General features: G+C 69.8%; 10 protein-coding genes. 4 read left to right on the forward strand and 6 right to left on the reverse strand.

The features are described from left to right. Positions 1–134: 134 nt before the first annotated feature. Positions 135–1,121: an LLM class flavin-dependent oxidoreductase gene (locus AB0H43_RS27730; protein ID WP_360003970.1), complete on the forward strand. Its 987-nt coding sequence runs from the start codon at positions 135–137 to the stop codon at positions 1,119–1,121. A 74-nt stretch (positions 1,122–1,195) separates the two neighbouring features. On the opposite strand, the gene AB0H43_RS27735 is transcribed toward AB0H43_RS27730, so the two are convergent. Next, positions 1,196–2,440: an acyltransferase gene (locus AB0H43_RS27735; protein ID WP_360003971.1), complete on the reverse strand. Its 1,245-nt coding sequence runs from the start codon at positions 2,438–2,440 to the stop codon at positions 1,196–1,198. Between the two features lie 171 nt (positions 2,441–2,611). Next, positions 2,612–5,092: an ATP-dependent helicase HrpB gene (gene hrpB, locus AB0H43_RS27740; protein ID WP_360003973.1), complete on the reverse strand. Its 2,481-nt coding sequence runs from the start codon at positions 5,090–5,092 to the stop codon at positions 2,612–2,614. Positions 5,093–5,164: 72 nt separating this feature from the next. On the opposite strand from hrpB, the gene AB0H43_RS27745 reads away from it, so the two are divergent. Both AB0H43_RS27745 and AB0H43_RS27750 read left to right on the forward strand, forming a co-directional pair. After that, a complete protein-coding gene (locus tag AB0H43_RS27745) occupies positions 5,165–5,875 on the forward strand; it encodes a hypothetical protein (RefSeq protein WP_360003975.1) in 711 nt (236 codons plus the stop codon). Between the two features lie 134 nt (positions 5,876–6,009). After that, a complete protein-coding gene (locus AB0H43_RS27750) occupies positions 6,010–6,669 on the forward strand; it encodes a Type 1 glutamine amidotransferase-like domain-containing protein (protein ID WP_360003977.1) in 660 nt (219 codons plus the stop codon). A gap of 31 nt (positions 6,670–6,700) precedes the next feature. On the opposite strand, the gene AB0H43_RS27755 is transcribed toward AB0H43_RS27750, so the two are convergent. Together AB0H43_RS27755 and AB0H43_RS27760 are read right to left on the reverse strand one after the other, a co-directional pair. Beyond that, on the reverse strand, positions 6,701–7,291 hold the full coding sequence (locus AB0H43_RS27755; protein ID WP_360003979.1) for a DinB family protein: 591 nt from the start codon (positions 7,289–7,291) through the stop codon (positions 6,701–6,703). A gap of 66 nt (positions 7,292–7,357) precedes the next feature. Continuing rightward, a complete protein-coding gene (locus tag AB0H43_RS27760) occupies positions 7,358–8,893 on the reverse strand; it encodes an MFS transporter (RefSeq protein WP_360003981.1) in 1,536 nt (511 codons plus the stop codon). A 107-nt stretch (positions 8,894–9,000) separates the two neighbouring features. Here AB0H43_RS27760 and AB0H43_RS27765 point away from each other — a divergent pair, with 107 nt between their 5' ends. After that, positions 9,001–9,768: a TetR/AcrR family transcriptional regulator gene (locus AB0H43_RS27765; protein WP_360003983.1), complete on the forward strand. Its 768-nt coding sequence runs from the start codon at positions 9,001–9,003 to the stop codon at positions 9,766–9,768. Between the two features lie 66 nt (positions 9,769–9,834). On the opposite strand, the gene AB0H43_RS27770 is transcribed toward AB0H43_RS27765, so the two are convergent. Continuing rightward, the gene (locus tag AB0H43_RS27770; protein ID WP_360003985.1) at positions 9,835–11,499 is read right to left on the reverse strand and encodes an NAD-dependent epimerase/dehydratase family protein; all 1,665 of its coding nucleotides are present in this window, start codon (positions 11,497–11,499) and stop codon (positions 9,835–9,837) included. Further along, positions 11,496–12,797 (reverse strand): nucleotide sugar dehydrogenase, encoded by a 1,302-nt coding sequence (locus AB0H43_RS27775; RefSeq protein ID WP_360003987.1) that lies wholly within the window; start codon positions 12,795–12,797, stop codon positions 11,496–11,498. Before AB0H43_RS27775 ends, AB0H43_RS27770 begins: the two co-directional genes overlap by 4 nt. Between the last annotated feature and the right edge of the window lie 8 nt (positions 12,798–12,805).

Below are 12,805 nucleotides of genomic sequence, written 5' to 3' on the forward strand. Positions count from 1 at the left end.
TACCGGAGCGCCTGCTCCGCTAGTGTTACCGTGAGGACAGGCGGAGCAGTTGCTCCGCTTCGCGTCGACCGGGTCCCGCGGATCCGGCCGGCGGGACCCGACCCGGTGCCCGATCGAGTCAGAAGGATCGCCGCATGCCCACTCCGCTCTCCCTCCTCGACCTGGCCCGCATCGGCCCCGGCGAAACCGCGCGCGACAGCATCGCGGCCAGCGTCGACCTCGCCCGCACCGCCGAGGAGCACGGCTACCTGCGCGTCTGGTACGCCGAGCACCACAACATGCCGACGATCGCCTCCTCATCGCCGGCCGTCTTGATCGCGCACATCGGCACGTTCACCCGGACGATTCGGCTCGGCGCGGGCGGGGTCATGCTGCCCAACCACACGCCGCTGACCGTCGCCGAGCAGTTCGGCACCCTCGACGCGATGTACCCGGGGCGTATCGACCTGGGCCTGGGCCGGGCTCCCGGCTCGGATCAGAACACCATGCGAGCCCTTCGCCGCGACGCGCAGTCGGCTGAGGCGTTCCCGCAGGACGTGCTGGAACTGCAGGCGTACCTCGCCGGGCGGTCGCGTATCCCCGGGGTGGACGCGGTGCCGGGCAAGGGCTCGGAGATCCCGCTGTACATTCTCGGCTCGTCGCTGTTCGGTGCCACCCTCGCGGCCGCGCTCGGCTTGCCGTACGCGTTCGCGTCGCACTTCGCGCCACAGGCCCTGGAGGCGGCCATTGCCGCGTACCGGCGGGAATTCCGCCCGTCCGAGCAGCTCGACCGGCCTTACGTGATCGCCGGCGTCAACGTCGTCGCGGCAGACACCACCGCCGCCGCCCACGAGCAGTTCCAGGCCACCCGCCGAGCATTCGCCACGGGCCTGTTCGGGCGCGGGCAGACCTTCACCGACGAGCAGGCCGACCAGCTGCTGGCCCAGGGCGCGGGCGCGCACGTCGACCAGATGCTGCAGTACTCCGCATTGGGCACGCCGGCCGAGGTGCGCGAATACCTGGAGGCGTTCGTGCAGAAGGCGGGCGTCGACGAGCTGATCGTCGCCCACCACGCCACCGGCGAGGCCCGGCTGCGCTCGGTCGCCCTGCTCGCGGAGGCGATGCAACCCGCGCACGCCTGACCGCCCGGATCAGGCTCTCAGCGGCGGTGTGCGTGGACGCCGAGGCGGCGCACACCGCCGGTGGCGGACGCTGGTCAGGCGGGTTCGGGCACCTTGGGCTCGGCCGGCCGCGGAGCGCTGACGGCCGGCGTCGCCTTCGGGCGCAGCGGCAACAACCGGTCAGCCAGCCGCATGATCCAGCGGCGGCACGGGACCTCGACGTATCGGTGCGCGCCCTCGGCCACGACGAGCAGCACCGCGAGGGTCACGAAGAAGGCGAAGTAGGGATCCAGACCGGAGCCCTTGACGATGTCGTTGCCGCCGACCTGATACACGAGCCAGCGATGCGTGATGTACAACGCGTAGCTGGCGGTGCCCAGCGTGACGAGGGGCCGGGTCGCGAGGAACCGGGCGAAGAAGCCTCGGCCCGAGGCGAGAGACAATATGAGCAGCCCGAACGGGATGATCCACAGCACCCCCCAGGACGCGGAGGCCCATGCGGCACTGGGTGAGGGGCGTAGGGCGGCGATGCCGAGCGCGAACACGACCACGGCGGCCTGCGTGATCGACGCCCAGGCCGGCCGGAATTTGGCCCCGAGCGCGAAGGCATGGGCCAGCGCCATGCCGACTATGAAGTCCACCAGGTGAGGCAATGGGTTGCGGTACAGCCAGCGGTGCCCGGACAGCGCCTCCTCGGCCGACACGCTGGACCAGCCGTTGGCGAGGAACACCGCCCACAAGATCACCAATACGCCGAACAGGGACAGGCACAGGATCGCCAGCCCCTTCAATCCGAACCGGCGGGCGAGCCAGGCCACCAGCGGGGCCAGGAACGGGAACATCGCGTAGAAGAACACCTCGGCGCTGATCGACCAGCCCGGCCCGTTGTAGTGCGACTGGGCGACATGCAGGTCTGGACCCCACGTCTGCAGGGCGAACAGGTCGATGACGAACGTCTTCGGATACTGATGGTGGTTCTTCATCGCGTAGACCGCGACGCAGTACGCCAGCATCACCCAGTACAACGGCATCACCCGGGCGATGCGGGCGATGTAGAACCGCACCGCGCGCCGCGGCTGCGCGAAGCTGAGATCGGCGTAGTTGTAGGCGAGCACGAACCCCGACAGCATGAAGAACAGCGGTACGCCGACGTAACCCCAGGCTGCGATCTTGCTGAGCGGTTCCGGGAGAGATTTCGGCACATGCGTGTGCGAGACGACCACGCCGATCGCGGCGACCGCGCGCAGTCCGGTGAGGGCGAGGATCTCGACGCGGTTCTTGGTGTGGACTTCGCTCGGTTCCGTGATCCCGGTCCCGACGGCCGCGCCGCTGCTACTCACTGAGCTCTCCCTGTTGCCATGACCAACGCACGAGGACTGTACAGGGCGGCTGGGGACAACGTGGTACCCAGCTCGGAGTCTGGTTTCGGTCCCCGCCAAACCGCCTGTGAGTTGACCTGGCCTCCGGCGGTGCCGAATTACGGCCATTGCCGCAAGAGGATTTCGGATGCCTCACTTGCGGGGCTTGGTACGCCCCGACGGCTTCGCTTTGAGGGGATTGTCCGGCCAGGGGTGGTTCGGATAGCGACCGCGCAGCTCGGAGCGGACGGACACGTAGCCGTTGTGCCAGAAGGACGCGAGATCCGCGGTGACCGCCGCCGGCCGGCCGGCCGGCGAAAGCAGATGCAGTACCAGCGGAACGCGTCCGCCGGCGAGCGTGGGCGCCTCCGCCGAACCGAACATCTCCTGAACCTTCACAGCCAGGAACGGTGCGGTCGGGTCGGTGTAATCCACCCGGATCCGTGAACCGCTCGGGACCTCGATGCGGTCGGGGGCGTACTCGTCGAACTGGGCCGCCTGCGCCCACGGCAGCAGCCGGCGCAACGCAGCCGACACGTCGATGCGGGCCAAATCGGCCCGGTGACGGGCGGTGACCAGCGCCGGGCCCAGCCAGCCCAGGTCGGCCAGGAGCGCGGCGTCGTCCACCGCCGGCCATGGTTCGCCGAGCGTGTGGTGCAGGAAGGCGAGGCGTTCGCGTACGCCCGTCGCTTCAGGCGTCCAACGCAGCAGTTTCAGCCCGTTGCGACGTAGCCCTTCACTGAGTGCCGCCGCCACCTCCTGCGGATCGGGTTTGGTGAGCGGGCGGTCGGTGAGGACGATCGCACCGAGCCGCGTGCGATGCCGGGCGAGCACGTCTCCGCTGGTCCAGGTCACTTCGCCGCGATCGGCGTAAAGGGTGTCGGCGGCCAGTTTCGCCGTTTCGACGTCGATGGGCGCGGCGAGGCGGATGCGTGCGGCGGCGTTGCCGGGCTGGCGATCCGCGTCGGCGATGGCCAGCCATTCCACGCCGCCCAGCGCCGTGTCCGGAGCGAGCTCGGCGGCGGTCCCGCCGGTCATCAGGTAGACGCGGCCGCCCGCGGTGCGTACTCGGCCGATTCGCTCTGGGAACGCGAGCCCGATGAGCAGCGCGGCCGCGAGATCAGCCGACATGGTGCCCGCCGGCGGATGGGAAGTGATGCCGGCGGCGAGCTGGCGCGCTTCGGTGCGCCACGCGGCGGTCGCGGAAGGTTCGGCCTTGCCGCGGAGCCGCCGCAAGGCCGCCGGCAGATCGTCGGTGCTGGTCCGCACGTCGGCCGAGAGCAGCGCCACCACCTCCGCCGCGACCGTGCTGCCGACGTGCTCCGCCCCGTCGAGCAGCGCGCGAGCGAGCCGTGGGTGTGCGCCGACGTCGGCCAGATCCCGGCCCCGCGCGGTGACCCGGCCGGCCTCGTCGAGCGCGCCGATCGCGGTCAGGGTTTCGCGCGCCACCTGGGCGGCGGCGGCCGGAAGCGGATCGAGCAAGGCGAGTCCAGCGGCGTCGGTCTGGCCCCAGCAGGCCAGGTGCAGGACGAACCCGGTGAGGTCGGCGCCCGCGATCTCCGGGTCGGCCTGCGCGGGCAGCCGCGCGTGATCATGCTCGGACCAGCACCGATACACCCGCCCCGGCGCTTCCCGGCCCGCCCGGCCGGCCCGCTGGGTGGCGGCGGCCCGCGACGCCCGCACGGTCACCAGCGCACCCAGACCACGGCCATGGTCGGTACGCGGAACGCGGGCCAGCCCAGCGTCGACGACGATCCGGACCCCCGGCACGGTCAGGCTGGACTCCGCGACCGCGGTGGCGAGCACCACCCGCCGTCGAAGGCCGGGACGCAGGGCCTCGTCCTGCACCGAAGCGTCCTGCCGACCGTGCAGGCTCACCACGTCGACCTCACGCAGGCGACCGAGCCGGTTGGCGACTCCGCTGATCTCCGCCGCCCCAGGCAGGAAGGCGAGAATATCGCCGGGGCTCTCCACCAGGGCGCGCCGGACGACAGCGGCGACGTGATCGAGCAGCCGCGGATCGACCCGCAGCCCGTACGGTGCGTCGACCGGACCGGTGGGCGGAGCCCAGACGACGTCCACGGGGTGAGTGATCCCGGCGGCGCTGACGATGGCGGTCTGCGGACCCATCACCGCGGCGAGCCGCTCTGCTTCCGCGGTCGCCGACGTCGCCAGCAGCAGCAAATCCGGCCGCAGATGGGTTCGGCAGTCGAGCGTGAACGCGAGCGCGAGATCGGTGTCGAGGTGACGCTCATGGCACTCGTCGAGAACGATCGCCGCGACGCCCGCCAGTTCCGGATCACGATGTAGCCGCTGAACCAGGACACCAGTGGTGACGACCTCCACTCTGGTGTCGCCGCTGGTGCGGCTGTCGCCACGAACCGTGTAGCCGATGAGCCCGCCGGCACGCGTACCAGTCAGCTGAGCCATGCGCGACGCGGCCGCGCGCGCGGCGATCCGCCGGGGCTCGGCGACGATCACGCGGCCCTTGACCTGGTCGGCGAGCGCGAGCGGGACCAGCGTGGTTTTGCCGGAGCCCGGCGGTGCGACGAGCACCGCGGTGCCGGACCCACGCAATGTGGTCAGCAACTCTGGCAGCGCGGCGCGCACGGGCAGGTCGACGTCGGGCACCATGCCGCCAGTCTGCCGCATATGGCCAGGTCACTCGCGACCGGCCGAAGCCGGTCCGCGGGTATGGTCTGCGTCGTGACCGAGCCGCAGTCCGCCGCCGCAGCGCTCAAGCAGGCAGTCGAGGGCGTGTACGCCGCTTTCGCACATCACCGGCTGCCCGCGGTCATCGACTACTGCGACCATTGCGTCAGCGTCGAGGCGAACGCGATTCTCCGGACGGTGCCGCTGCGACAGTTGACCATCGAGCAGCTGCAGCCGTACGCGTGGAAGGTGATGACGACGTGGGGTGGCGACGCCGATTTCCGCCACTTCCTTCCTCGCATACTCGAGCACTTGGCTGCCGGGCAGATCTGGAACACCGAGGGAGTCATCCGCAAAGCCGCGATCTACGGCGCCGAATGGCCGCCGGCGGAATGGGCGGCGATCGACGAGTTCCTGGACGCCTGGTGGTCCGCGACTCTGGCGAGCTATCCGGCGCCGGCGTCGGCGCCGCACGTATTGGAGGTGCTGGCCGACCGGGGCGGCGACCCTTGGCGATATCTGACGCTGTGGGACGACCAGGCCGACGAGCCGAGGGTGCGGCACCTGGCCGATGTCATGCGAGACCACGCGCAGTCGACCGATACGGACGAGCACTGGTCACGCCGGGTACGCGAATGGATCGCCGGCGGCGTACCCGCGCGCATCCTGGAAGCGGCGACCTTGAAGGCGACCGACCCGAAGATCGCGGCCGAATTCTCGCAGGCGTACGAGTACGCGGCTTGGAGCCAAGGCCGGGACCCCTGACACCACGGCTGCCTTTGGGTAGCCAACGGCAAGTGGGCCGGAGGCACCAGCGATACCTGACGGTCCATCGGCAAAGCTGACATTCCGGCCTACGATGTCCCGGTACTGTCCGTGATCATCCAGCGGAGGGCGTCTTGAAGCTCTTGCTCACATCCGGCGGCGTCACGAACCCCAGCATTCACGCGGCGCTCGTGCGGCTGCTCGGCAAACCGGTCGCCGAGTGCCGCGCCCTCGTGGTCCCGACAGCGCAATGGGGTCACCCGATGTGCGGTCCCACGTCGGTACGCGGCCTGGTGGCCGCCGAACCGAACTTCCGGCACTTCTCCGGCCTGGGCTGGGGGTCGCTGGGAGTCCTCGAACTCACCGCACTGCCCACCATCGGCACGGAGCGCTGGATCCCGTGGGTCCAGGAGGCCGACGTGCTCCTGGTCGACGGCGGCGACGCGACCTACCTGTGTCACTGGATGCGGGAGTCCGGGCTGGCCGAGCTGCTGCCGTCGCTGCCCGACCTGGTCTGGGTCGGCGTCAGCGCCGGAAGCATGGTGATGACGCCGCGGATCGGCGACTACTTCGTCGAGTGGCCTGGTGCGCCGGACGATCGCACGCTCGGTGTCGTCGACTTCTCGATCTTCCCGCACCTGAATCTGTTCCCGACGAACACGCCGGCCGACGCGGAGCGATGGGCCGCCGGCCTCGGCAATCCGGCGTACGCGATCGACGAGCAGACGGCCGTCCAGGTCGTGGACGGTTCCGTCGAGGTGATCTCCGAGGGGCAGTGGACCAAGTTCGGCTGACGACCCCGCCCGTTATCGGTGGCGAGGCCGGCTAGCTCCGCGTCGTGCGCACGCCGGCCTCGGCGGCTGCCTGGTCGACCTTCGCCCAGTACGCCTTGCGAGCGGCGGCGTCGATCGGCTGCTCGTACTCGGCCGTCGTCCCGGTGCGGCCGTCCAGCTGCTCGCGCAGGATGTCGGCGTGGCCGGCATGCCGGGTGGTGTCGTTGAGGCTGTGCACCATGACGTTGAACAGTTTCACCTCGGGACTCGGCCACCACGGCACGTGACCTGGCGCGTTGATGGGCAACGCGTCGATGGTCGCGTCGACGTGCTCGCAGACGGCTCGATGCAGCGCCAGAATGTCCGCGCGCGTCTCGTCGGCCGCGGCCCAATGCTCGTTCTCCCAGGCGCCCGCCTCGTTCCAGCGCGGCACCGGCCCGGCGAACGGCCGGCCGAAGACTTCACCGAAGTACCTGGCATCCGAGTACGCCCGGTGCTTGACCAGCCCGAGGAGGTTGGTCCCGGTCACCGTCAACGGGCGGCGGACGTCGTACTCCGAGAGCCCGTCGAGCTTCCAGACCAGCACCTCACGAACGGCGCGCAGCTGACCGTGGAGGTACGCCTTCGCGAAGTCGTCGATCATGGCGGCCAAGTCTGCCAGGAAACAGCCGGGTGGGTGGGGCAGGCGACCCGGCCCACCCGGCGTTGTTCAGACCTTGACGAGGGGTTCGGATTCTACGGTCGGAGTCGGAGTCGCCGCTCTACGCAACGACGTGAGCGCTACGACGGCGGCCACGAGCATGATGGCCGCGCTGGTCCACACCGCTGTGTGCATGCTGGCGACGAAGGCCGCCCGGGCCGAGCGCAGCAGCTCCGAAGCCGCGTCCGGGGGCAGCTGCGCCGCAGTGGCGACGGCGCCGCCGAGGGTTTCCCGGGCGGTTCGGGGGATGTGGTCGCCGAGGTGGGCGCGGTACACCGCGGTGGCGACGCTGCCGAGGATCGCGATGCCCAGCGCGCCACCGAACTCGGTCGCGGTCTCCATGAGCGCCGACGACGCCCCGGCTCGGTCGGGCGGGACCGTGCCGACGGCCAGCTCGGTGGCGATGGACAGCACCACGACGATGCCCGCCGCGTACAGTGCCGATCCGATCAGCCACACCCATAGTCCGGACTCGACGGGCACCGCGCTGAGGACGGCGAATCCAGCGGCGGCGACGACGAAGCCAGCGGCGATGATCTTCGCTCGGTCCACCCCGCGCCGGGCCAGGGTGGACGCGATCGGGGCGGCCACGCCCACCCCGGCGGACGGCACGAGGCTCCACAGTGCGCCCTTCAGCGGGCTCATGCCGAGCACCAACTGCAGGTACTGGGTCGACAAGACGGCGAAGCCGATCATCGCGAACGTCGCGAGCAGGCTCACCGCCACCGAACCGGCGAACGCCGGGCGGCGCAGGACGGCCAGGTCCAGCATCGGGTCCGACCGGCGCTGCTGACGCCACAGGAACACCGCCGCGACGGCCAGCCCCACCGCGATGGCGACCACCCTGGTCGCGTCGACGCCGTGTGCGGCGATCTCCTTGATGCCCCAGATGACCGGCACGACGGCCGCGATCGAGAGCAGGGCGCTGCCGAGGTCGAACCGGCCGCTCCCGGAGGTGCGGTACTCCGGCAACAGGATCGGCGCCAGGATCAGCAGCAGGACCATCGCCGGAATGTTGATGAGGAAGACCGAGCCCCACCAGAAGTGTTCGAGCAGCAGGCCGCTGATGATCGGGCCGAGCGCGATGCCGAAGGTCATCACGGCGGTCCAGACGGCGATCGCGCTGGAACGCTGCTTGTCGTCGTGGAACATGTTCCGGACCAGTGCCAGCGTCGACGGCATCAGCGTCGCGCCCGCGATGCCGAGGACCGCTCGCGCGCCGATCAGCATGGACGCGCTGCCGGCGTACGCCGCGAGTGCGGACGCCGCGCCGAAGCCGAGTGCGCCGATCATCAGCAGGCGTCGCCGGCCGATGCGGTCGCCGAGCGCCCCCATCGTGATCAGGAATCCGGCCAGCACGAACCCGTAGATGTCGAAGATCCAGAGTTGTTCGGTGCTGGTCGGCGCGAGGTCGCGGCTGATGAAGGGCACCGTGAAGTAGAGGACCGAGACGTCCATCGAGACCAGCAGCAGCGGCAGGATCAGCACAGCGAGCCCGATCCACTCCCGCCGTCCGGCTCGCGGCGGCGCACTTGTGTCTTGCAAGGCTTCCTCCAGGCGCGACGAATTTACTGCGTAAGGGTTACGCGATACTGCTTAAGTATTACGCAGTACTAGGATGAGTTTCAAGCCCGGAGAAGAAGGCAGCAACGATGACCGAGACCAGCAGCCCGGTGCCCAGTGCGTTACAAGCGGCCTGGGGCCTGCGGGAAAAGCCCACCAAGGGGCCGAAGCCGACACTGAGCGCCGATCGGATCGTCGCGGCCGCCCTCGACATCGCCCGGACCGAGGGCTACCCAGCGGTGTCCATGCCCCGGCTCGCCACCGAGCTGTCGACCTCGGCGATGGCCCTCTACCGGCACGTCGCCAACAAAGACGAACTGGTGCTGCTGATGATGGAGGCGGCGGCGGGCGAGCCACCGGCGCCGAAAGCGCCCGGCGAAACCTGGCGAGCGGCGGTCGAGCGCTGGGCGTACGCCATGGTCGACCTGTATCGCGAACACGCCTGGCTGCCGCACGTGCCGGTGGCCGCGCCACCGGCCACCCCGCGGCAACTCGCGTGGATGGAGACCGGACTCCGTGCGCTGGCCGACACGGACCTCACGGAGAAGGAGAAGCTGTCGCTCCTGATGATGATCAACGGCTACATCCGCTACGACTCCTTGATCCGCGGCCAGATGATCGACGCGGCAAGAGCTGGCGGCCAGCCGGTGGAAGCGTCCTTCGCCCAGTTCAGCGCACTGATGCGGCACCTGGTGCAGGCCGATCGATTTCCCATGCTGCGGCAGGCGATCGACGGCGGCGCGATGGACCAGCCCGATGATCCGGCGAGCGATCTCGTCTTCGGGTTGGCCCGCATCCTGGACGGGATCGCCGTCTTCGTCGAAGCCCGCACTCGACGCGACGCGGCGACACAGTAGACCGCGACGCGGGTGCCGGCCGGCCGGAAAGCCCGCCGGCACCCTTCCTAGGGACTTCGACTCGGCTCATAGCCGAGAGAGCGCTCGGTCGCTGATGAACACCTCCATCCCGAATTGTTCGGCGCGCCGGGTGGCGAAGGCGGCCAGTCCGTCACTGTCCGCGTAATCCAGCGCGTACAGGTCCAGGTCCAGCTCGGCGAGGCCTTCGGCGATCTGGGCGTGATGCTCCAGCACGTCCTGCGGCCACGGGGCGTACCCGTCGCCGATCCACCGCACCGAGAAGGATTCGAAAAGCACTCCGTTCACCAGTTCGGCGAGGTCCGGCAGCATGCCGAAGCCGCGGTTGGCCAGGATGTAGGCCGATCCGACGGTCCTGCGCAGGTCGCTGATCAACGCGAGCAGGTGCGGGACGTCCTGCGGATAGGTCAGCTCGACGTTCAGCGTGTCGAGGAACAGGCCGTCGAAGCCCATCGCCAGCGCCGTGTCCGCCTGGTTCAAGATGTTCTCGACCCAGCCCGGATGGTCGACGTGGACGAAGTGACCGCCCCAGTCCGGATTACGGTCGTCGCGCTGCCAAGGCGCGGGCGGCCCCTGGTCCTCCGACAGCGACAAGTACGCCAGGGTGCGTACGCCGCGCTGCCGCAAGTGGATGAGATCGCGTGCGCTGTAGAAGTCCGGCTGCAGCACCACCGTGCGGTATTCGGCGAGCCGGTCGAGGTGCCCGTTGCCGTAGTAGAACGCGATCGACTTGCGCCGGTTGGTGAGCCGCATCGAGGCTCGATACCAGTCTCGGGTGCGGATGACGCCCTCGGCGAGGCTGACCTTCGGTTCGTAGCCGGTCAGCCGCCGCAGCAGGGACAGGTCGGGCCAACGGCGGCTCACGGAGCCCGACGGCGCGGGTTCGGCGTGGACCGTGGCGACGTGCCCGGTCGCCTCCAGCACGAGGGTCGCCAGGTCGACGATCTTGGTGGTCTCGGTGTCGGTGCCGATGTGCACGATCCGGCGGCTCGCCTTCGGGCTCTGCATCAACTGCAGCACGGCCTCGACCGCGTCGTCGATGTAGCAGAACGCCCGATACTGGTCGGCGCCCGGAACGGCGAACGGCTCCTCGCCGTTCATGGCGCGCATCAACATCTCGGGAATGACGTGGTCGCTGCCCATCCGCGGGCCGTACACATTGTGGAACCGTCCGATGACCAGGTCGAACAACTTCGCGGTGGCGCCGTGGAGCAGCGCCGCCTCGCCGAGCAGTTTGCTCGTCGCGTACGCGAACCGCGGCGCGGCGATGTCGGAGATCATCAACGGGACGTTCTCGCTCGTCGGGATGCCCACGACGCCCGCTTCGACGCCGCCGGCGTACACCTCGCTGGTCGAGGCGAAGAAGACCCGGCCGTCCTCGACGGGGCGGATCCAGTCCAGCAGATGCATCACGGTCAAGGTGTTCACCCGGATGACCCGCGCCGGATCGCGCTCCACGTTGCGTACGCCCACCACCGCCGCGAGCAGGTAGACCTGATCCCAGCCGTGCTCGAGGCCGGCCCACGCGTCGGGCGAGGTGAGGTCGGCCGAGATCACGGTGACAGCCGGATGCTCGCAGACGGCGGTGAGGTCGTGGTCGTGCCGAGCGCGGGAGAAGTCGTCGACGATGCAGACCTGGTGCCCGTCGGCGGCCAGGCGGCGAGCCAGGTGGAGTCCGATGAATCCCGCGCCGCCCAGGAGAAGCGTCCTCATGCCAATGCTCCCGTCCGGTAACCGAGCCCGGCGTATCGGATGCCCGCCGCGGTCAGCGCCTTCTCGTTCAGGATTCGCCACGAGTCGTAGACCACGGCCGGCTGCCCGTACGTGATCAGGTCTTCGACCCGCAGCCCGCGATAGTCGGGGTGATCGGTGACGACCAGGACGCCGTCGCTGTCGCTGAACGCCTTCTCCAGGCTGATCGGCTCGCCGCCGTAGGCGCGGATCACGTCTGGAGTCACCATCGGGTCGTGCCCGAGTACTGTCAGCCCGGCCGCCTGGAACACGGGGAGCATCGCCGCGATCGGCGTTCCGCGCATGTCGTCGGTCGGCGGACTGCCCTTGTACGCCCAGCCCAGCACCGCCAGTCGCCGCCCGGCCGTCGAGCCGTGCCGCTCCGCGAGCAGGCCCACCATCTGTCGTGCCACGTGCAGGGGAAGATGTTCATTGAGTTCACGCGCCCGCTCGATGAGAAACGTGTCCTCGCCGGGCGAACTGGCGAGCATCAGGTAGGGGTCCTTGGACAGGCAGCCGCCGCCGACGTAGCCGGGCCGCGACAGGTCCGGTCTCGGGTAACCGAGGTTGGCGGCGCGGATCATCTCGAGCGGATCGATCCCGTGCTGTTCGGCGATCAGCGCCATTTCGTTGCCGAAGGCGTAGATCAGGTCGGTGTGGCAGTTGTTGGCCAGCTTGACCATCTCAGCCGCCTCCAAACTGGACACCGGCACGACGAGTCTGGCCAGCTGGCTGAAGACCTCGACGCCCGCGGCGACGCTGGCGTCGTCGAGGCCGCCGACGATCTGCGGCAGCTCGACCAGCTCCCGCAACGCCTGACCCTGGATCGTGCGCTCCGGCGCCATCGCCAGCAGCGGTTCGTCCCAGGCGGCGGTCAGGATCGGCAGCACGACTTCCCGGCAGGTCCCGATCGGCACCGTGCTGCGCACCACGACCAGCGTGCCGGGGGCACACCACTTGGTGACGTCGGCGGCCGCGGCGGCGATGTTCCGTAGGTCCGGCTCATGCGTGACCGGGTCGACCGGGGTCGAGACGCAGATGACCGCCGCGTCGAGCCCTTCGCCGGGCAGCTGCCGGCCCACGAGGATGCGCTCGCCCGCGTACCGGCGGAGCACCTCGTCCACGCCGGGCTCGAAGATGTGCGCCCGGCCCTGCGCCAACCCGTCGACGACGTCCGGCTGCACGTCCACGGCGTGGACGCGGTGCCCGGCCCGGGCGAGCGCGGCAGTGAGGGTGAGCCCGACATAGCCCAGCCCGATGATCCCGATGTTCTTCGGCACTTTCCAGA

Source organism: Hamadaea sp. NPDC050747 (assembly GCF_040654195.1).
GTDB lineage: Bacteria > Actinomycetota > Actinomycetes > Mycobacteriales > Micromonosporaceae > Hamadaea.

Bases quoted from the DNA above. Each gene is read 5' to 3' on its own strand.
- AB0H43_RS27730 (WP_360003970.1), top strand. From the start codon at position 135: ATGCCCACTCCGCTCTCCCTCCTCGACCTGGCCCGCATCGGCCCCGGC.
- AB0H43_RS27765 (WP_360003983.1), top strand. From the start codon at position 9,001: ATGACCGAGACCAGCAGCCCGGTGCCCAGTGCGTTACAAGCGGCCTGG.
- AB0H43_RS27755 (WP_360003979.1), bottom strand. From the start codon at position 7,291: ATGATCGACGACTTCGCGAAGGCGTACCTCCACGGTCAGCTGCGCGCC.
- AB0H43_RS27770 (WP_360003985.1), bottom strand. From the start codon at position 11,499: ATGAGGACGCTTCTCCTGGGCGGCGCGGGATTCATCGGACTCCACCTG.
- hrpB (WP_360003973.1), bottom strand. From the start codon at position 5,092: ATGGTGCCCGACGTCGACCTGCCCGTGCGCGCCGCGCTGCCAGAGTTG.